Origin of the sequence: Mucilaginibacter sp. P25 (assembly GCF_050859465.1) — a bacterium.
GTDB lineage: Bacteria > Bacteroidota > Bacteroidia > Sphingobacteriales > Sphingobacteriaceae > Mucilaginibacter > Mucilaginibacter gossypii.
The window spans coordinates 930,590-948,567 of the sequence record NZ_CP193937.1 but is presented as its reverse complement, the minus strand read 5'-3'; the positions used below and the strand labels follow the sequence as shown (position 1 = coordinate 948,567).

Below are 17,978 nucleotides of genomic sequence, written 5' to 3'. Positions count from 1 at the left end.
CTAAAAGCATGCCAACTACTTACAGCAATAGCAATGGACAAGCCAGGCATACCGATGCCATGCAGGATATTATTACTACCGTACCATCATGGATATTGCGCTGGGGCATTATGCTGTTTGGCGGTGTCCTGATCCTGGTGATTTCTTTGTCGGCTATAATAAAATACCCGGATATCGTCAAAACACAGCTTAAAATAGAATCGCCCAACTCCCCCAAACCGGTTGTCGCTAAAATATCCGGCAAACTGATAAAGTTGTTGGTTAAAGAAAACACGGCTGTTGTAAGCGGACAAGCTTTGGCATACATTGAAAGTACAGCTGATCATGACAAAATATGGAGCCTGGCATTAAATTTAAAAGAACTGCAAAGCCAGGTGCTCCAGGGAGAGCCTGTCAACCAGGTACTTTTTTCACAGTCTGATAATATCCGGTTAGGTGAATTACAGTCTTCGTACCAGGTTTTTTACCAGGAATATTTAAATTATAAATCCGCTATTAATGATGGATTTTATTTAAAAAAGAAAGCTTTCCTGCGAAATGATTTATCAAACCTGGCCGGACAAATACAACAATTAAATCAGCAAAAACAAATTCAGCAACGCAATTTGGTAATTGCGGATGATGATTACCAAATGCATAAAAAACTGGCGCAGGAAAGAGTAGAAACCCCTGCAGAACTAAGGCAACAGGAAAGCAAATACCTGGCCCAGAAATCGCCGCTGGTGCAAACCGGATCGTCCCTGATCGCTGCTAACACCAATTATTCAGCTAAACAAAAAGAGATCCTTGAGCTGGATAACCAGATCAGGGAAGAAAAGGCTAAATTTTTACAGGCGCTCAATAGTTTAATTAGTCAGGCTGAAGACTGGAAAAGTAAATACATTCTAACCGCATCACAGGCCGGGAGGCTCTCCTATGCCGGAATTGTACAGGAAAATCAAGTAGTTAATACAGGGCAGGAAATTTTTAATATTAATCCAGGGAATGAAGCCTTCTTTGGTCAAATGGCCATTCCCCAGGATAACATGGGTAAGGTCAGGGAGGGGCAGGAAGTATTGATCAAGCTTAAAAGCTATCACTTTGAGGAATACGGGATGATCCGGGGAAAGATAAGCTACATTGCAGATGTTCCTTTTAAAGACAGCGTGTTTGTTTCAAGGGTAGATTTCAAAATTAAAAATGGCTCGGATATGAAAAAAACAGTCCATCTTAAGCAGGGGATGGTTGCGGATGCGGAGGTCATTACACAGGACGCAACGATCCTGCAAAGGATCATCTGGAATGTTTTTAAAGTAATGAATAGTAAATAGTGATAAAATTGATCGATTGGGGCATGGCATAATGCAGCAACGCTTTAAGAAAAAGATAAGCTTAATCTTTCCGCATAGATAAAAAGCAGGACTTTTATTCCCTATTAAAAGACCTGCCAATATCAGCCAGGTAAAAGGGGTAGGCAGATCAGAAGGACAGCCTTTGACCCTGCCATTGTGTTGTGCGCAGGAACTGTTCCCAATTGAGCGCGTCCGGGTTAATTTGCCTGCTCCAGGTCAGGTCCCGGTCTTTTTGGAAATATCCATATTCGACGGCATAGGCTACCATCCCTAAAATCTCCCGTACAAGCCCTTCATTTGAACTGAACTCCGGGAAATGCTGTAGCAGCCCCTCCCGTGTAAAAGCAGTTTCATATATAGCCTTTTTGCCCGTTACCCTTGTAAAGGTATCTACCATCTCCCCGGGTGTGATCATTTCGCCGACAACAGGTAATGATTTTCTTGCATATAGATCAGGGTGAGAAAAAATCTCTAGGATCGCAGGGCCTGTAGCCGTGAGGGGATCAACAAAAGGGGCCCGAAAATCTTTGGGTGAGTAAATCGGGAATACCAGCGTATCGTTTTTAATAACGGGTGTATAAAATTCAATGAGGTTGGTGTAAAAGAAAGCCATATAAATAAATGAGCTTTTAACCGGTAACGTACGAATATATTCTTCGATCCTGGCTTTATCTGTAAAGTGCGGAGCAAACATTTTACCACCTTGTAATCTTATCTACATTTTCAAGGCTGCTGAAGATAATATGCGGTACCCCGGCTTCAACGGCAGCATCGGCTAATTGCTTGCCTAACGCTAACTCATGAGTGGCCAGTGGAATAATGCCCGGTGTCATCAGAAACACACCTTCTGAACCACGAAATGCTTCAATAAATTCTTTCTTGTATTAAGCACTTTTTAAGACATTATACAATCCAGCGCGGTCAAATCAACGAAGAAGATAAAGAGTACAAAGAATTGAAGAAAAAATACGATAAGTTCATTAAAACCGAACAATTCATCGATCTGACGTTAACCTACGATTTTGAGTAACCTCCTCAATTTTTTGTTATACATGAAGTTAACGAACTTAGTGAACGGATGATAACAGTGCCTTTTGAAGCACGCAAGGCAAAGTTTTAATTTAAGGCGATAAAATTTTAAAATTCTTGTAATAGTTTTTGTTCACTTAACTATTGGCCATATACTGGAACGATACCCTGTCGAGCCGTCTTCTGGCAACGGAGTTCGGCCATTAAAATCATACTCCGGTATAAATACAGCTTCCCGCTGTAAAATATAGTTAACTAAATCGTAGGACAATTGCAACTTCATAGCCCGTCTAATGGCAATAATCAAGTATCCGATGTCAATCATATCAGTAAACCAGCCAGTCAATTCCTCGAGAGTAACAGTGAGAGAAGGCGGATCGAAATGCATTAGATGATTACGTAAACTGCGCAACCTGTTACAGGCTGGTAGATACAATTCTGCACTTAATGTATTTCCTGAAATCTGATAAATCCATTTTAGCTTATCCTGGAACCGACGGCCGTGGCGCACTCCTAAACGCCCTGGGTCAAATTTCCAACCGGGTAAAGGATCATACTCCGCTTTAATATAGACTTGGTTTAACGTGATTTCAACAGCAGAAATTACATCGCTGACGAGCGCTCTAAAGTCGAGAAAGTAATCAGGCGTCAATGATAGATTGGAGTTGTTGATCAAACTTTTTCGGGTGCGAATGATCCTTTTCAACATGATTGGCAGCATCGTACTAAACGAACGACCTTCTCTATCTAGCCTTGGCTTGATCGGATAATTTGGCCCATAAAATTGCTGCGGTGTGCCATCCACAATCTGAAGCACGCGGTCCTCTTTTTTGCACCACGAAATTGCACGTTAAAAGACATATCCAATGTAAAATCCATCCATTGGCACTCCATGGCAAGCAAACCGAAACGATAAGGGTCAAAATCACCATGTTCGCGTATCGACGCCGCTACTTTGAGATAATTGAATTGTCCCGAAATGTGTAATGCGTTTTTATCATCTACCTGAGAAACTGTAAAAAGTCGTTGTTCTTTTCTCCACTTATTTCTGGGTTGATAATCCTTGAAAAAATGTTCTATAATCATAAAGGCGGCTTCAGTAACAGCTCCCGGACGAGAATTCTCGGAAAATTGTATATAATGGTGTTGATTATCATCAGGAATTTCGGAATCGTAATGCCTAAGTCGGTCTTCTACCGTGAATTTTAGTTTTTTCCCTTCAGAATCAATACTTGTTGTCGCCGAGCCTTTCATTACCATAAATTTTTAATTACGTACCCTAACCCGCCACCTCAATCGTTATCTCAATAATACCCATTATTAACTTAAAGAAAGCTATATAGGCTTAGGTTTCTTTTGCTACTTTTCTTTGAAAAGAAAAGTAGTCCGGGAAACTCGGTTCAAGCCCAATGTTAGTAAGCAAGAGCAGTTGTATATAAAAAGTTCAAAGGTCGACGACATTAATGTCGTTGACCTTTTTCTTAGCTGGAGAGTCGTTTCAAATCATCCAAAAAAGCTTTTCGGTATTTGTCCTTTACGGGCTAAATTTTGCTTCGAAAACATGTATTGGCTCAGCGAAGAAAGGAATCGAACCTCTACAGTTTTTAAGAACCGTGAAAATAAAAAGTCGTTTGCCTAACTGGCAAACGACTTTTCGGGAATAGTGTAATAAGATTCATAAGAATTGTCCAGTGGCTGTCTTTGCCAATCCTGTTATCATACCAGAAGTTCTGCCAGCTGTAGAAACAGCAGAGCTGATGCCAGAGGTTGAGATAATCCAAGTAGAGATGCTCGGAACTGTGAACATACATATTGCACCTATAAGAAAAGTAATAATTACTGTACCAAAGGAAAGAATACCATTGCCTGCAAATACGGCTAATTCAGCCATCTTGTTAGCCGTACCGCTACCGTGCAAAACAAGCTGATATCTGCTAATTTCGGCAGTCATGGCGTATTGCTGTATATAAGCACATAGCCACATTATAAGATAAGCGATTGCACTATATAAATTAACGGAAACGAACCGGGCTATCCAAGTAGTAAAACTATCTCTAAATGCCGGTAAAATACTTACTGCGACCGAAAAAGGGCCCAGGATAATCAATATTGAAGAATATATTGCCTGTATTAAGAATACAAAGTATGTACCGATACAAAAAGTAATCAGATGTTGATTATCAGTAAGTTATGAAATTTTAGTACCAAATTAAAAGCAAACTTTTTGACCTAAATTTAGGCCATTTTTAATACTGTCCTGTTACCCTAAGGTGTGGATAACTTGGCAATAATAGGAGTTATTTTTCAATGTTAGCAGCAAATCAGTAATAATGGCAATGGACTTTTAATCTTAATTCCATCAAACACTCCGGACATCGATAGGCAGATATTCTTAACATAGATTAAGATAATTTCTTACCACACGTCAAGTGTTTCCCAATTACGATACCGCAACTTTGTATTGTAATTAAATACTTATAAAATGAAAAATTTCACAAAAATAGCCATCGCGCTTTTGGCCTTTATCGGCACCAGTACCTTATCTACAAAAGCACAAACCAAACAAGAGGTTGCTAAAATGCAGGCTCAATTAAAACAATTGACAGCAGCCGATGCCCTGGTACAGAAACACCTGAAAACTTTTGACACCTTAGACTATACAGTATTCAGCGGCCAACAATGGGCCCGCTTTCATGAAAGCCACGGTAAATACATCAAAGTATTCTGGCCCGATGGGCACATCACTACGGGTTTGGCCAAACATATCGAAGACATGAAAGCCTTATTTGTTTATGCGCCTGATACCCGTATCAAACAGCATCCCATCCGTTTCGGATCTGGTAACTTTACAGCTGTTACAGGTGTATTCCAGGGCACATTTACTAAGCCAATGCCAATTGGCAATGGTAAATTTATCCAGCCAACCGGCAAAAAATTCGATTTCCCAATGGCTACTATTGGAATCTGGAAAGATGGTGTTATGATTGAAGAACACTTGTTTTGGGATAACAAGACCTTTATGGACCAAATCGGTTTAGGTAAATAATATTAACAATTGCAGGCATACATCAGGTATGCCTGCTTAAAAGAATACAATGAAACTGCAGGAATTGGCGAATATCGCCGGAACTTTCCCGCTAAGGGAGAAAACGATGCCGATGCTGTTTATTGGCCACGGCCACCCCATGAATGCATTATGGGATAATGATTTTACCCAAACGTTGACCAAATTAGGCAGGACAATCGATAAACCGAGCGCAGTATTGGTCATATCGGCGCATTGGGAAACCATAGGCACCTATGTTAGTGTGAACCCAATGCCTCGTACGATCCATGACTTTGGCGGATTTGCCAAAGAATTGTTTGAGGTAAGATATGAACCAAAGGGACATCCAGAACTGGCGCGTGAATTGAAATCGATGGTTTCCATTACCGATGTAATAGAAGATCACGAAATGGGCCTCGATCATGGCGCCTGGACGGTGTTGAAATTTATCTGGCCGGATGCCGATGTGCCGGTTTTTGAAATGAGCATGGACTATTCCAAGCCAGCGGCATTTCATTATCAATTGGGAGAACAGTTAAAAGAACTGCGCCGCAAAGGCGTACTGATCCTCTGCAGCGGCAATATTGTCCACAACCTGCGGATGATCGACTGGCGCGAGATTAACGCCAAACCGTACGACTGGAATGTAGAATTTGACCAGTTTGTTAAAAATCAGTTAGAAAACAGGAATTTCGAAGCGCTGATCAATTACGAAAAAGCCGGAACTGCAGCAAGGCTCTCTGTTCCGACGAATGACCACTACCTGCCGCTCATGTATGCGTTGGGATTGATCGGCAAGAAGGATGAGATCAAACCGATTTATGAAGGCTACCAGTTTGGCAGTTTAAGTATGCGCTGTTTTCAGGCCGGATAACAATTATTAAAGAAAAACACAATGGAAAATAAAACAAACGCTCTTAAGGGTGAAGAGCTCATGCTCATTTATAAAGCACATCAACCGGTAAAATCAGCAAAAAAACCGGGTTTGATCCTGTTGCTGCATGGCATTGGCAGTAATGAAGATGATCTTTTTAGGTTGGCTGGTGAATTTCCGGCTGGTTTTGTTATTGTTTCGGCCAGAGCGCCTTACACGGTTTCGCCCGGCAAATACACTTGGTTTGAGTTAGGTTTTAGCAATGGAGAGCGGGTAATTAACCCTGAGCAGGCAGAAAAAAGCCGCCTGGTAATTAACACCTTTATCAGCCAGCTAATTGACAAATATGAACTTGACGCTGATAAAGTATTCCTGGGTGGTTTTAGCCAGGGCGGCATCATGTCTTACAGTGTCGGCCTCACCTTCCCTAAGAAGGTAAACGGCATATTCATTTTAAGCAGCAGGCTGTTGCCCGAGGTAAAGCCATTGATCCGATCAAAAGAAGAATTAGAAAGTTTGCAGATATTTATTGCACACGGAACAAACGACCAGGTTTTGCCTATCCAATATGCCCATGACGCGCTATCTTACCTGCGCCCATTGTCTGATCATATTACTTATCATGAGTATGCGATGCCGCATACGGTTGGTAACCAGGAACTGGAAGACGTTAGTAATTGGATACTGGCTAAATCTCACTAACTTTCGGAAATTATTCCGAAAATGTTATCTGTTCAATTGTTTCATAATTTCAATAAATACGCCAGGATCACGGAAGCTGATTTTGGACTGATAGAACAGGTCCTCAGCAAGAAATTCGTTAAGAAGAGAAGGACACTCTTATCCGAAGGGGATAAAAGCCGGTATATTTATTTTGTTGAAAAAGGAGCACTGCGTTCTTTTACTGTTGACAAGGACGGTGTGGAACATGTGATCCAATTGGCTATAGAGGAACACTGGATAGCGGATCTTTATAGTTTTGTCACAAAGGCGGCGGGTAATATTAACATAGAAGCAATTGAAGATAGCGAAGTCTGGTTATTGCCACATCACGAACTCGAACTACTCTACGAGCAGATCCCTGCCCTGGAACGGTATTTTCGCCAATTGTTTCAACGGGCTTATGTGAGCCTGCAGCAGAGACTAAATCTGACCGTGAGTTCCAATGCAGAAGACCGTTATCGGCAGCTTCTGCAGGATTTTCCGCAAATCGCTGCAAGGATACCCCTTATTTATATCGCGTCCTTTTTGGGGATAACACCGGAAAGCTTAAGCCGGATCAGAAAACAACTTTTTCAATAATGCCCTACCAGGCAACAACCTCAATAACTTAACTGGTACATTTTTAATTACCAAAAGAAAATCGGCTACATACACATCTTAAAGCCCATATCCACTTTGTGGGTATGGGTTTGTCCATGTAATACAATCGTGTCATCTGATCTCTCGTATTACAGATCATAATCAATCATCGTTGCGTTAAATTCCGGATTCAGTTTTTTGTTCAGTAATGTTGGTTCAACCGTTACTATCACTTCTACAGTTGGCCCGACATTCATAGTCAATAAATGCCCTCCTTTTACCAAACCACCTCGTTCTGAAGCTGTGGCATGTGCATGTACTACCGGTTTGTCCTGATACCAAGTAATGTTTCCGTTTAAGGATGTTACTTCTGCAATGCCAACCTTAATTACTTCATATTCAAGGCGATCAAAGTCGAACCAACCCAGTTCAACGCTGAATGCACTACCGATACCTTGAAAGTGGGCGCTTTTTACGCCATATTCCAAAGCGAACCCTGCTAAACCGGATACCACTTCGTCGCCCTTAAAAAAACTGATTATATAAGTTGTAGCATTTGCCGCAGCGCTTAACAATTTTACTTTCATAGCTGGAGCGTTTCCCGCTTCGGCATGTGAAGCTGCCGATCTATATTCTAATTTTTCCATCTTTTAAATATTTTTTTGTTAAACCATTCCACGTACGCATTTACTGCCTTCTGCAAAAAGTCTTTGGTGCTTCCTTCTTTTAAATTACCACTTTCATCAAACAGCTCGTTTACTTTCGGCAAATAAACCTCGGGCTGTTGCATGGTTGGAACATTCAAAAATACCAGGCTTTGCCTTAAATGGTGATTAGCCCCAAAAGCAGATAGGTTGCTGGGCGAGTTGCTAAAAACGGCTGCAGGCTTGGCGTTCCATACACTTTTGCCATAAGGTCTTGAGCCTACATCCAAAGCATTTTTTAAGACGGCAGGCACTGACCGGTTATATTCGGGCGTAATAAAAATAATCCCATCCACCTGTTCCATTTCTTTTCTAAAAGCCGTTACAGCTTTGGGAACCCCAGGATGATCGTCAAAATCCTGATTATAGATGGGAATATCAGCCAGTGATATGATTCGAAACTCTAGTTCTGTCAGGCGCCATGCTCAATAAAGCATTCGCTAATTTTTTAGAGTAAGACTCTCTACGCAGGCTGCCTGCGAGAATGCCGATTACATTTTTCATTTGTTATAATGTTAATTTGATGAATTGATCTGATAACCAAGAAAACCGAGCCAGTCGGAAAACCGGTCCATCCAGTAGTCTACCGGAAGGTGTTGTATTTTTGTACCGAATCCATGACTGCCTTTGGCATAAATATGAAGTTCAGCACTGTTTGATTTGTTTTTCCAATCTTTATAGAACAAAAGGCAGTCCTGGTCAAGTTTGAACGTATCGTCTTGGGCCACCGCAATAAATAATGGTGCCGCGCCGGAGGGCGCTTCCATGCCGGTGAAAGGATGGAGATAAGGATAAAGCGTAGCGACGAAGGCCGCATGGTCATTTTCATTTTTCGAGTAGGCAACCCTGCGGCAACTGTTCCACCGGCCGAGAACCCAATGATGCCGACTTTAGACGGATCAATGTTATAATTCTATGCATGATCTTTAACAAATGCCATAGCCGCCTTGCCGTCACCGATAGCAAGTGGCACATCCGCATCCATGACCGATACAAACTTTTTGAAATCTTTCATCTTTTCTTCCATTCCGGCAAATGGATCCTTGGGATCCAGCTGTAATATCCTATACTTAAGCACAAAGGCGGTAAAGCCTTTTTCTGCTAAAATTTTTGCAACCCGGTATCCTTCATTATCCATATCCAGCACATGGAACGCGCCGCCTGGGCAAATGATGACCGCACTCCCGTTATTATGCGCCGGATTCGGACGATAAACCGTTAACGTTGGATCACTCACGTTGATAACGGTGCGATTCCCGGTTGAAGGATCCGTTAAGGTTTTTCCTCCCACTTCCATTGCTCGGAACCGGGAGCTTTCCCATTATAAAGTTTAATTACTTCCTGGGCGTATCCTTTTACGGTATTCATCATTGACAACACCATTATAATTCTTAACACTTTCATTTATCGTTTACTTTTTATCAAGCTAAGAATATATCCAACCAAAAAGTATATATTCTTAGCTTGTTCAATTAGTACTCTTGATTGCCGATGATCAGGACAGATTTAATCGTTCTGCCTTTTTCCGAATCCTCAACTGCCTCATTAATATCCTGGAAAGCGTATTTCTTGATGAGTTTGTCAAAAGGAAACTGGCCAAGCTGATACATGTGGATCAGTTTTGGAATGAATTCCTGCGGAACACTGTCTCCCTGGTTGATCCATCTGATTTTATAACCTTTCGTCAGAAAGATATTGGTTTCTAACTCTAATGGCTTACGCGCAACACCGATGCAAACCATCTCGCCAACAGGAGCCAGGCTCGACAACACATTATTGATCACTTCGTTTCTTCCGGTTGTATCAATTCCATATTGTACACCGTTAGGCAGGATCTCCCGAATGCGTTTTTGCACATCTTCGGTCAAACTGTTGATGGTATGCGTTGCACCCAGTTCCCTGGAAAAGTTCAAACGTTCTTCGTTGATGTCAACCGCAATAATTACGGTGGCTGAAGAAGCCTTTGCTGCCATTAAAGCAGCTAAACCTACTGCACCGGTACCGGTAATGACGATAGAACTACCGATCTTTACCTTCAAGGAATTGATCACAGCCCCTGCACCGGTTTGTATACCACAGCCTAAAGGACCTAAAATTTCCAGCGGCGCGTCTTTAGGTACTGCGATCACATTATTCTTATGGGCAATTGCATAGGTAGCAAAGGATGATTGTGAAAAGAAGTTATCATTGATCACTTTGCCATCAGGGTAATGGTGGTTATGCGTTCCGTCTATACGGGCACCTGAGAAGTTCCGGGGAAAGAATTCATAACAGTATGCCGGGGTGCCCGAGCGACAGATCTCGCATTCCCCGCAATAACCGTAAGTAAGTACCACGTGGTCACCCACATTTAGGTGATGCACATCATCGCCAATACTTTCAATAACGCCTGAGCCTTCGTGGCCCAGGATCACAGGAAAGTTGGGTGAACCCATTACAAAATCTCGCGCGACCATATCGGTATGGCAAATGCCGGTCGCTATAATTCTGACCAATACTTCGTCGGACTTTGGCTGGTCTAAAATTACTTTAGTTAGTTCAAAATTGCTGCCTTGTGCTTTAACGACAGCTGCTGTGATTTTCATAATGATTAAATTTAAATAATGTGATTAATTGATTTCCTGTAAATATCTAAATGTGCTATAGATTACCAGATGGCACCACCATGCGCCGATTCCAGTGTAAGAAAGTTTTATTAATGGCCGGTATCATTAGGATGAGCATCGCCACACCAAAAAGCAGTAAGGCAATGGTTAGGAATACAGCCCGATTAGTGAGCAACTGCGTTTGCTGGGCAAGGCTCTGACCGAGCGCGCCATTAGCCAGCGCCGAAGCCTGATCTGCTGAAAATCCTTTAGCTATATATAACGCTTTGTAATCTTTGATTCGGTCCGCGGTAATTACATTATCAGCGGTCAGGTAGCCAATAAAGCCTTCCTTAAAGTGCTGGTTGAAATATAACTGCAGATTATAATAGCCAGCAACTGAATTAGAGGATGCTGTAAAGCGGGCGTAAGCGGCGACCACCAGCCCGGTCGTACCTGTTTCCGCAGGTAAAGAAGATACCGTGAAAATGATAATGGGTACAAACAAAAATCCGGAAGCGGCTCCTTGTAGCGTAACCGGAAACAGCAGGTCTGTAAAGGACAGGTCAGGGGTCATTATAAAACACATCCAAAGATTGTATCCAACCATCAGCAGAAAGCCAATCACCAGAAAGCCCTTGGTAGAATGGCGTTTGGCCAAAGTGAGTTGTGTGGAGACGATCAGTGAAATTACTATCGCGCCTACATTACACAACCCTAAAGTGATCACTTGTAAGGCGCTCCATTTCAGGATACCTCCGGCATAATTATAAACCAGATTAATACTGTCTTTACTCCCGTAGTAAATGGCCAGCAGGCATAGTCCAATCAAAAAATTGGGGTATTTAAAGGCTTTTATATGAATCAACGGCCTTTTAATAATTGCCTGGCGGTAGAAAAATAGTACTGCACCGCACACAGCAATCAAGGTGCTCAGCCCTATTCGCGGGTCTGCGAACCAATAATATTTTGAACCGTAAACGATGGTATAGACAAAAGCTACGGCTGTGCAGGAGAATATCGTAAATCCGGCCCAATCAATCTGGTATAAGGGATAGGGTTTATGCCCTGACGTAGCGCGTAGGGCGAATAGACAGATCAGGAGTGTGAGGATCTGAAAACCAATCAAGTAATAATAACTAACTTTCCAATCGGCTGAGATCACTACTGCGGCCGCAACTAATCCTATCAATACAGTATTAGCGAGGATAGTGCCGTAAAACACCGCCGACCCTACGGCCTGTGCGCGTTCGCTTTCCAAACGGGTAAAAATCAGAATGAGGGCACAAGCAGCTGTATTACCAACTAAAATACCCTGCAAAAACCGAATGATAAAAAAGATATGGATGTCCTGACAATTCAAACATAAGCAGTTCAGCAGGATGGCCAGCAAGATATTAGTGATCAAATAGCTCCTTGTTTCAAAATACTTCAAGAACCGAAATTGAACCGGCAGTATCGAGATGATACCCGCGTAGCACAATAGGAGCGCAAATGAAATATCTTCAGGCTGTGCACCCAGGTAAGCGACCATATAATTCTGGGTAAGCGAAAACATCCCGAACTGCATGAGCGAAACCAGCAAAATGAGGAATAAGGCGATCCGAACGCCCCATTGCCAGTCATTGATCCAATCCTTGAAATACATGGGCTTCCTCATCACGCTTTCTTTTTAACTGATACGGTCACATTCATTCCTGATATAAACTGATTGGTGTCCTTAATATCAAAGACAATCTTTACAGGCACCCGTTGAATGATCTTAACAAAATTCCCGGTCGAATTATCAGCCGGTAAAAGGGAGAACCGGGAGCCTGTCGAACCGGCTATCGCCTCGATCCTTCCTTTAAATACTTTGCCGCCTATGGCGTCAACCCTGATGTCGACCGGCTGACCGACATACATGCCCTCGACCTGCGTTTCCTTATAATTTGCGGTAATCCATTTGTGATCTTCGTTGATAATGCTGACTAGGGGTTGTCCGGGTTGGATCTGCTGGCCTTCCAAAATATTTTTCCGGCCCAACCTTCCTGAGTAAGGAGCCCTGATGATCGTGTAGGATAAATTTAACCTTGCCAGATCCAGCGCAGCCTGTTTGCGTTTGATGTCCGCTTTAACCAGAGCAAAATGTGTTTTTAATTCGGCCACCCGTGCCTGATTTGTCCTCAAGCTGTTTTGTGCAGCGCTGTAATCACTGGCCGCAACGTCGTAACGAGCCTGAACCTGTTCCAGGTCAGAACCCGTAGCAGCTTCTTCTTTGACCAGGTTTTTATATCGCCTGATATCCTGCTTTTGCTGCACGTACCTGGCCTGAGCGCCTTTGATCTGGTCCTTATTGACGTCAGTGCTCAATTCAGATGAATGAATGCCGGCTGATAAAACCGTAAGCTGCGCTTGTGCATCTTCCATTGCGGCCTCAGCTGCATCCAGTTGCGCTTTGTATTCCCGGTCATCCAGAATGACCAGGGTGTCGCCCCGCTTAACCAGTTGATGCTCCTCGAACTTAACATGTTCTATGTAGCCACCTGCCCGAGCGGATACAGGGTTGATGTAAGAATCTACTTGGGCATCGTTGGTTTCTTCGTAATGCTGGCTAAACCCCCGATATTGAACGAAATAAAATATGCCGGTGAGAACGACGAAGATGGCAATGATCGTGATAACGATATTTCCCGGATGGATCTTTTGATTTTCTTTTTCATGTCAAAGGCGTTAATTACAAATTGCCGCTGGTATATAAAAGGTGATAGTAAATGGTGAGTGCGTCTGTTTGGGCCTTGATAAGATTGAACCTTGATTCCTGAAGCAGGTTATCGGCATCGAGGAGATCTGTGAGCAAAGCAAGTTGATTGAAATATTTAGCGGTAACGATGCGGTAATTGACCTGTGATTGTTCCACAGAACGCTGATTGACCGAAATGCGGTTGAGCGCCTCTATATATTTGATGTAGTACGATTTGACATCGGTGGTAATATTATCCGCGGTTGCCTGCTGCTGCAGCTCCAGTTCTCTAACCCTTAGTTTGCCAGCAGCGATTTTGCTCTTATTGTGGTAAAGTGAGGAAATACTATATTGTGCTTTAAGCCCGACAAAACCCACTGCATACGCCTGATTGACAGAAGGAAAAAACAAGTAATTTGGGTAATTCAAGCCATAAGCGGTGTAGAAAGCCAGAGATGGCATATTGGCACTCTGAATGCCGCTAACCCTTGCACGCTGTATTTCCACATTCTCGGCCGCCTTACGTACACTGAAAGAAGATATACCGGCCCGTTCGATCAATTGCAGCAAAGATTCAGGTCTGGGCTTCGGCATGGCGGCAGAATCGGTGGGATTTAAACGAACGCTGTCCGGCACATTCATCATTACGTCCAGCCGTTGATTGGCGATGCTGATATTATTTTCGGTTTGTTGGAGGGAAAGTTCAACGTTGGAAAGCATAACCTCGGCCCGTAATACATCGCTTTTTGTAACCTTTTGATTTTTGTAAAGTGTATTGATATTCTTTAGTCGTGTTTGTGCCCTTTTTAACTGATCCTGGATATATTTCCTCAGGTCAGCCAGCCGGACCAGATCAAGGTATTGACCTGCAGTTTGCAGCGCGATATTTCCGGACTGGTCATCGGCATTCAGTTTAGCCAGATCCAGCCGCGAAGACTGTTCTTTTTGGAAAGCGCGCTGACGTCCGCCACTATAAATATTAAATAAGGCATCTACCCCCAATGCAGCAGCATTTGGCGTCGGTTTTCGCGGACCGGTTGTGGAATGACTGAGACCTTCGGTAAATAAGGTAAGATCAGAGAAACGCTGGTAAGAACCGCTCACATTAACTGTTGGCAGCGCCGCACGGTAAGCGTCCTTTCTGTCTTCGCCAGTCGCACTTTCTTCGATCCGGGCCGCCTGTACATTTTTATTCTGACTTTTCGCAAACTGAACCGCTTCGGACAACGACAAGTTGAAACCCGACCCCCCGGTTACCTGTGCAAATAGTTGCTGTGTGTGTGCTGTCAATATAATGAACACCACGAAAACAGCGGTCAGAAAAGTATTTTTAGAGTAATAGCGGCACTTAAGCATGGCATGAATTATTTAAAGCAAATTTTTCAGGTATGACCATTAATAGGATGTGATCGATCATTCGCCCGGTGATGTCATTCCTGACCGGCTCATTCAAATGCATTAATGAAGACAGGTTGCCCGTATAGACAGGAGGGATGAATGAAAGGATGTTGAGCGCAAAGATTTCCGCATCTATACTTTTAAATTGGCCTGTTTGAATGCCACTACTGATAATTTTGAGCAGGAACTGGTAGATATGGACGCGGGCTTCCGTTACCATGGCAATAACGGCCGGATGACGATGTGTAGCCAGTTGATTATACAGCAGGCGATGAAAATTTTCGTTTGAAGAGATCCTTTTGATGTAGATGAGCAAATAACCTCTTAATTTTTCTTCGGCATCCAATTCAAACCGATCAAACTCGCTGATCTCTGCCGTAATTTGAATTAGCCTGTTCTTAAATATTTCAAGATACAGGGCCTCCTTCGATCCGAAGTAGTAACTGATCATGCCGGAATTAATATCCAGTTTCTTTGCAATCAGCCTGATGGAAGTTCCGTCAAAGCCATATCTTGCAAATAGCTCTTCAGCGCCTTCTAATAAGAGTTGCTTGCTAACTTGGGATGAATGGTCTGTTTGCTGGGTCATGTCCTGTTCAATGATTTATTGATAGGACAAATTTCCGCTTAAAACAGGCTATAAGATTGCCAAAACAACCTCAATATTTGTCGAAATGGCTTATTGGAATAAGTTTATCCGTATAATGGTGACTTTTTAAATTGTAACACTTTATAGGAGCTTTTTACGATAAGCCACAGGTGACATGCCAGTATTAGCACTGAAAAACTTGCTGAACACGGATTGATTTGAAAAATTAAGAATTCCACTGATCTGAGAGACCGTAAGCGTTTGGTTTTGTAGCAGCACTTTAGCTTCAAGGGCAATCGTTTCGTCGATCCATTTGCCGGCAGATCTGCCAGTATGTTTTTTAATCGCGGCAGAAAGTGACTTTGGCATCACATGAAGATGGTCGGCATAAAATTCCAGTTTACGCTCATGCATAAAATTGCGATTGAGCAATTGTTTAAATCTCGAAAAAAGCGTATAACCGGTTAGTGAAGAGGGAAGAATTGTGCTATGTTGCCGATGATGCGCGTCAATTTCGTATATAACGGCGAAAACAAGGTTACGGATAATTTGGGCTTGGTGGTAGTTAGCCGTCGACTGGGTTAAAAGAATGAGCTCAAAAAAACTACGGAATTTAACGTGATATACATCATTTAAGCTAAGTGTATGCAAATCTGCGTTTTCGAAAAAAATGTAGTTATTAAAAAAAGAATATCGGCATGTTTTTCCAGCAAAAAGGTGTCTTTGAAAAATATGATATCCATTTTTAAAAGTTCGCTCCTTTTACGAAAACTGCGAATGACGGAAGGCCCGAGCGTAATGATACAAGGCGCATTAATTTCGTAGTTGTTAAGGCCTGCTTGTAAAAAAATATTTCCTTCTTTCAGGTAAGCTATGGCATAGCTCTCAGCCCGGTAGGGTTCTTCCAGATAGGGATGCCCGGCAGCTTGGATAAACAAATATTCCTTGCTCGTATCCGGTACTGCGAAAAGGCGACTATGTCTTGAAAGCGAAAAGGTCTTAATTTCCTTCATTAATGTGAAATTACAATATAGAATCTAAAAGTTTTTGTATTTGAACTTCTTAAAGCAAGCTTTTTACCACACGCTATATAAACAAATTATCAAGCCATAACGACAAAAGAGGTATTTAGCTGAGCTGTAATATTGCATTAATAAAAATCGGCAATGGTTTGATCCGATTTCTACAGCAAAAACGATAAGAATGTCAGTTCAATTAACAAGTACCAAAATTACCAGTAAAGTTCTTCAGGACATGAAAAATGCTGGAGAAAAGATTAGTATGCTGACCGCGTATGATTTTTCCATGGCCCGGATCTTTGATGAGGCAGGAATTGATGCTCTGCTGGTCGGCGATTCGGCTGCCAACGTTATGGCCGGCTACGATACGACCTTGCCAATTACGCTTGATCACATGATCTATCATACGCAAAGCGTAGCCAGAGCGGTTAAAAGAGCTATGGTCATTACAGACCTTCCGTTCGGTACTTACCAGGGCGACAGCAAACAAGCGCTTAGTTCAGGCATACGACTCATGAAGGAAGCCGGTGCTCATGCGCTTAAATTAGAGGGTGGAGAGGAAATTATTGAATCGGTCACCCGGCTTATTCAAGCGGGTATACCGGTGATGGGGCATCTTGGGCTCACCCCTCAGTCTATTTACAAATTTGGCAGTTATACGGTTCGTGCTAAAGAAGAGAGCGAGGCAAAAACACTATTACGCAATGCGCAGGTCTTGCAGGATGCCGGCTGTTTTAGTATCGTGCTGGAAAAGATCCCGGCGACTTTAGGAAAAAAGTAGCGGAAACTTTATCCATACCCATTATCGGTATAGGCGCAGGAAAACATGTTGACGGACAGGTGCTTGTGATGCATGACCTGTTAGGCATCTCCAAGGATTTTTCCCCGCGGTTCCTGCGCAGGTATTTAGACCTGTATAGCCAGATTTCCAACGCAACCAATGCCTATGTTTCAGACGTTAAATCCCGAAAAATTCCCAGTGATAAGGAACAATACTAAATATTTATATCATGGATCTTTCTGTCATCTATCCTCAAATCTGAAATACAACATATCCGTATCAGCAAGGTATATCCTAACGGCGAAGATTACCTGTTGCTTGACGAAGAAATTTTAGAGGCTGCAAAAATATCGGAGAATGAAAAGGTATTGATCTTTAATCATAATAACGGGGCAAGTTTTGAAACTTATGTGCTTAAGGCGGGCAAAGGCAGCCATGCTTGTTTTCTCTGCGGCCCGGCAACGAGACTTGTCCATGCCGGCGACCACATCAATATTTTGAGTTATGCCAGATGGCTTACCGGTCATGTTCCTGCTGTTTACCCGATCATCATTGTTCCATTCATAGATTTTCCACAACCACACCATTAATTTAAATT

General features: G+C 42.6%; 23 protein-coding genes and 1 pseudogene. 8 read left to right on the top strand and 16 right to left on the bottom strand.

Annotated elements, in window-relative coordinates:
* Nucleotides 1-8: 8 nt before the first annotated feature.
* On the top strand, nucleotides 9-1,310 hold the full coding sequence (locus ACRQ5D_RS05015) for an HlyD family secretion protein (RefSeq protein WP_091171737.1): 1,302 nt from the start codon (nucleotides 9-11) through the stop codon (nucleotides 1,308-1,310).
* Nucleotides 1,311-1,458: 148 nt separating this feature from the next.
* On the opposite strand, the gene ACRQ5D_RS05010 is transcribed toward ACRQ5D_RS05015, so the two are convergent.
* From ACRQ5D_RS05010 to ACRQ5D_RS04990, 5 genes are all read right to left on the bottom strand, one after another.
* On the bottom strand, nucleotides 1,459-2,025 hold the full coding sequence (locus ACRQ5D_RS05010) for an NmrA family NAD(P)-binding protein (RefSeq protein ID WP_218134480.1): 567 nt from the start codon (nucleotides 2,023-2,025) through the stop codon (nucleotides 1,459-1,461).
* 1 nt (nucleotide 2,026) lies between these two features.
* Entirely contained in the window at nucleotides 2,027-2,200 is a 174-nt protein-coding gene (locus tag ACRQ5D_RS05005) for an NmrA family NAD(P)-binding protein (protein ID WP_431200951.1), read from the bottom strand.
* A gap of 293 nt (nucleotides 2,201-2,493) precedes the next feature.
* A complete protein-coding gene (locus ACRQ5D_RS05000) occupies nucleotides 2,494-3,177 on the bottom strand; it encodes a hypothetical protein (protein WP_431199170.1) in 684 nt (227 codons plus the stop codon).
* A complete protein-coding gene (locus ACRQ5D_RS04995) occupies nucleotides 3,108-3,614 on the bottom strand; it encodes a hypothetical protein (RefSeq protein ID WP_432328509.1) in 507 nt (168 codons plus the stop codon). Before ACRQ5D_RS04995 ends, ACRQ5D_RS05000 begins: the two co-directional genes overlap by 70 nt.
* A gap of 421 nt (nucleotides 3,615-4,035) precedes the next feature.
* A complete protein-coding gene (locus ACRQ5D_RS04990) occupies nucleotides 4,036-4,311 on the bottom strand; it encodes a hypothetical protein (RefSeq protein WP_369596634.1) in 276 nt (91 codons plus the stop codon).
* 531 nt (nucleotides 4,312-4,842) lie between these two features.
* Here ACRQ5D_RS04990 and ACRQ5D_RS04985 point away from each other — a divergent pair.
* The 4 genes from ACRQ5D_RS04985 to ACRQ5D_RS04970 are packed head-to-tail and all read left to right on the top strand — an operon-like array spanning nucleotide 4,843 to nucleotide 7,582.
* Nucleotides 4,843-5,406, top strand: a complete 564-nt coding sequence (locus tag ACRQ5D_RS04985) for an ester cyclase (protein WP_091171743.1) — start codon at nucleotides 4,843-4,845, stop codon at nucleotides 5,404-5,406.
* A 49-nt stretch (nucleotides 5,407-5,455) separates the two neighbouring features.
* Nucleotides 5,456-6,280: a 4,5-DOPA dioxygenase extradiol gene (gene ygiD / locus ACRQ5D_RS04980; protein WP_091171746.1), complete on the top strand. Its 825-nt coding sequence runs from the start codon at nucleotides 5,456-5,458 to the stop codon at nucleotides 6,278-6,280.
* Between the two features lie 21 nt (nucleotides 6,281-6,301).
* Nucleotides 6,302-6,982, top strand: coding sequence for an alpha/beta hydrolase (locus tag ACRQ5D_RS04975; RefSeq protein ID WP_091171748.1), 681 nt, complete (start codon nucleotides 6,302-6,304; stop codon nucleotides 6,980-6,982).
* Nucleotides 6,983-7,003: 21 nt separating this feature from the next.
* A complete protein-coding gene (locus ACRQ5D_RS04970) occupies nucleotides 7,004-7,582 on the top strand; it encodes a Crp/Fnr family transcriptional regulator (RefSeq protein WP_091171749.1) in 579 nt (192 codons plus the stop codon).
* Between the two features lie 149 nt (nucleotides 7,583-7,731).
* Here ACRQ5D_RS04970 and ACRQ5D_RS04965 read toward each other — a convergent pair whose 3' ends face one another.
* The 7 genes from ACRQ5D_RS04965 to ACRQ5D_RS04935 form a co-directional block, all read right to left on the bottom strand.
* Nucleotides 7,732-8,229, bottom strand: coding sequence for a PPC domain-containing DNA-binding protein (locus tag ACRQ5D_RS04965; RefSeq protein ID WP_091171751.1), 498 nt, complete (start codon nucleotides 8,227-8,229; stop codon nucleotides 7,732-7,734).
* Nucleotides 8,217-8,657: an NADPH-dependent FMN reductase gene (locus tag ACRQ5D_RS04960; RefSeq protein WP_432329713.1), complete on the bottom strand. Its 441-nt coding sequence runs from the start codon at nucleotides 8,655-8,657 to the stop codon at nucleotides 8,217-8,219. The genes ACRQ5D_RS04965 and ACRQ5D_RS04960 overlap by 13 nt, the downstream gene beginning before the upstream one ends.
* A 144-nt stretch (nucleotides 8,658-8,801) precedes the next feature.
* Nucleotides 8,802-9,053, bottom strand: coding sequence for a hypothetical protein (locus ACRQ5D_RS04955; RefSeq protein ID WP_091171755.1), 252 nt, complete (start codon nucleotides 9,051-9,053; stop codon nucleotides 8,802-8,804).
* A 146-nt stretch (nucleotides 9,054-9,199) separates the two neighbouring features.
* Entirely contained in the window at nucleotides 9,200-9,583 is a 384-nt protein-coding gene (locus ACRQ5D_RS04950) for an alpha/beta hydrolase (RefSeq protein ID WP_431199169.1), read from the bottom strand.
* Between the two features lie 175 nt (nucleotides 9,584-9,758).
* Complete coding sequence (locus tag ACRQ5D_RS04945) at nucleotides 9,759-10,871, bottom strand: NAD(P)-dependent alcohol dehydrogenase (RefSeq protein ID WP_091171759.1); 1,113 nt, start codon at nucleotides 10,869-10,871, stop codon at nucleotides 9,759-9,761.
* A 55-nt stretch (nucleotides 10,872-10,926) separates the two neighbouring features.
* Nucleotides 10,927-12,519: an MFS transporter gene (locus tag ACRQ5D_RS04940; protein WP_431199168.1), complete on the bottom strand. Its 1,593-nt coding sequence runs from the start codon at nucleotides 12,517-12,519 to the stop codon at nucleotides 10,927-10,929.
* A gap of 11 nt (nucleotides 12,520-12,530) precedes the next feature.
* Nucleotides 12,531-13,421 carry an HlyD family secretion protein gene (locus ACRQ5D_RS04935; RefSeq protein ID WP_432329711.1) on the bottom strand — a complete coding sequence of 297 codons (891 nt, stop codon included), beginning with the start codon at nucleotides 13,419-13,421 and terminating at the stop codon, nucleotides 12,531-12,533.
* Between ACRQ5D_RS04935 and ACRQ5D_RS04930 the strand changes: the two genes are divergently transcribed.
* Entirely contained in the window at nucleotides 13,302-13,631 is a 330-nt protein-coding gene (locus ACRQ5D_RS04930) for a hypothetical protein (protein ID WP_432328508.1), read from the top strand. The two genes, ACRQ5D_RS04935 and ACRQ5D_RS04930, sit on opposite strands and share 120 nt — an antisense overlap.
* On the opposite strand, the gene ACRQ5D_RS04925 is transcribed toward ACRQ5D_RS04930, so the two are convergent.
* From ACRQ5D_RS04925 to ACRQ5D_RS04910, 4 genes are all read right to left on the bottom strand, one after another.
* Entirely contained in the window at nucleotides 13,588-14,949 is a 1,362-nt protein-coding gene (locus tag ACRQ5D_RS04925; RefSeq protein ID WP_091171765.1) for a TolC family protein, read from the bottom strand. The genes ACRQ5D_RS04930 and ACRQ5D_RS04925 overlap by 44 nt on opposite strands.
* Complete coding sequence (locus tag ACRQ5D_RS04920) at nucleotides 14,942-15,580, bottom strand: TetR/AcrR family transcriptional regulator (RefSeq protein ID WP_091171766.1); 639 nt, start codon at nucleotides 15,578-15,580, stop codon at nucleotides 14,942-14,944. The genes ACRQ5D_RS04925 and ACRQ5D_RS04920 overlap by 8 nt, the downstream gene beginning before the upstream one ends.
* A 141-nt stretch (nucleotides 15,581-15,721) precedes the next feature.
* A complete protein-coding gene (locus ACRQ5D_RS04915) occupies nucleotides 15,722-15,994 on the bottom strand; it encodes a helix-turn-helix domain-containing protein (protein ID WP_432328507.1) in 273 nt (90 codons plus the stop codon).
* 218 nt (nucleotides 15,995-16,212) lie between these two features.
* The gene (locus tag ACRQ5D_RS04910) at nucleotides 16,213-16,593 is read right to left on the bottom strand and encodes a hypothetical protein (protein ID WP_431199166.1); all 381 of its coding nucleotides are present in this window, start codon (nucleotides 16,591-16,593) and stop codon (nucleotides 16,213-16,215) included.
* Between the two features lie 190 nt (nucleotides 16,594-16,783).
* Between ACRQ5D_RS04910 and panB the strand changes: the two are divergent.
* Nucleotides 16,784-17,598: pseudogene (gene panB, locus ACRQ5D_RS04905) on the top strand (3-methyl-2-oxobutanoate hydroxymethyltransferase).
* A complete protein-coding gene (locus tag ACRQ5D_RS04900) occupies nucleotides 17,599-17,970 on the top strand; it encodes an aspartate 1-decarboxylase (protein ID WP_432329709.1) in 372 nt (123 codons plus the stop codon). It abuts the pseudogene before it with no gap.
* The last annotated feature ends 8 nt before the right edge of the window (nucleotides 17,971-17,978 follow it).

What these genes read in the sequence shown, in the direction of transcription:
- ACRQ5D_RS05015 (WP_091171737.1), top strand. Translation starts at nt 9, where the DNA reads ATGCCAACTACTTACAGCAATAGCAATGGACAAGCCAGGCATACCGAT.
- ACRQ5D_RS05010 (WP_218134480.1), bottom strand. Translation starts at nt 2,025, where the DNA reads ATGTTTGCTCCGCACTTTACAGATAAAGCCAGGATCGAAGAATATATT.
- ACRQ5D_RS04995 (WP_432328509.1), bottom strand. Translation starts at nt 3,614, where the DNA reads ATGAAAGGCTCGGCGACAACAAGTATTGATTCTGAAGGGAAAAAACTA.
- ACRQ5D_RS04990 (WP_369596634.1), bottom strand. Translation starts at nt 4,311, where the DNA reads ATGACTGCCGAAATTAGCAGATATCAGCTTGTTTTGCACGGTAGCGGT.
- ACRQ5D_RS04985 (WP_091171743.1), top strand. Translation starts at nt 4,843, where the DNA reads ATGAAAAATTTCACAAAAATAGCCATCGCGCTTTTGGCCTTTATCGGC.
- ygiD (WP_091171746.1), top strand. Translation starts at nt 5,456, where the DNA reads ATGAAACTGCAGGAATTGGCGAATATCGCCGGAACTTTCCCGCTAAGG.
- ACRQ5D_RS04975 (WP_091171748.1), top strand. Translation starts at nt 6,302, where the DNA reads ATGGAAAATAAAACAAACGCTCTTAAGGGTGAAGAGCTCATGCTCATT.
- ACRQ5D_RS04970 (WP_091171749.1), top strand. Translation starts at nt 7,004, where the DNA reads ATGTTATCTGTTCAATTGTTTCATAATTTCAATAAATACGCCAGGATC.
- ACRQ5D_RS04965 (WP_091171751.1), bottom strand. Translation starts at nt 8,229, where the DNA reads ATGGAAAAATTAGAATATAGATCGGCAGCTTCACATGCCGAAGCGGGA.
- ACRQ5D_RS04955 (WP_091171755.1), bottom strand. Translation starts at nt 9,053, where the DNA reads ATGGAAGCGCCCTCCGGCGCGGCACCATTATTTATTGCGGTGGCCCAA.
- ACRQ5D_RS04950 (WP_431199169.1), bottom strand. Translation starts at nt 9,583, where the DNA reads ATGGAAGTGGGAGGAAAAACCTTAACGGATCCTTCAACCGGGAATCGC.
- ACRQ5D_RS04945 (WP_091171759.1), bottom strand. Translation starts at nt 10,871, where the DNA reads ATGAAAATCACAGCAGCTGTCGTTAAAGCACAAGGCAGCAATTTTGAA.
- ACRQ5D_RS04940 (WP_431199168.1), bottom strand. Translation starts at nt 12,519, where the DNA reads ATGTATTTCAAGGATTGGATCAATGACTGGCAATGGGGCGTTCGGATC.
- ACRQ5D_RS04925 (WP_091171765.1), bottom strand. Translation starts at nt 14,949, where the DNA reads ATGCTTAAGTGCCGCTATTACTCTAAAAATACTTTTCTGACCGCTGTT.
- ACRQ5D_RS04920 (WP_091171766.1), bottom strand. Translation starts at nt 15,580, where the DNA reads ATGACCCAGCAAACAGACCATTCATCCCAAGTTAGCAAGCAACTCTTA.
- ACRQ5D_RS04915 (WP_432328507.1), bottom strand. Translation starts at nt 15,994, where the DNA reads ATGCATGAGCGTAAACTGGAATTTTATGCCGACCATCTTCATGTGATG.
- ACRQ5D_RS04910 (WP_431199166.1), bottom strand. Translation starts at nt 16,593, where the DNA reads ATGAAGGAAATTAAGACCTTTTCGCTTTCAAGACATAGTCGCCTTTTC.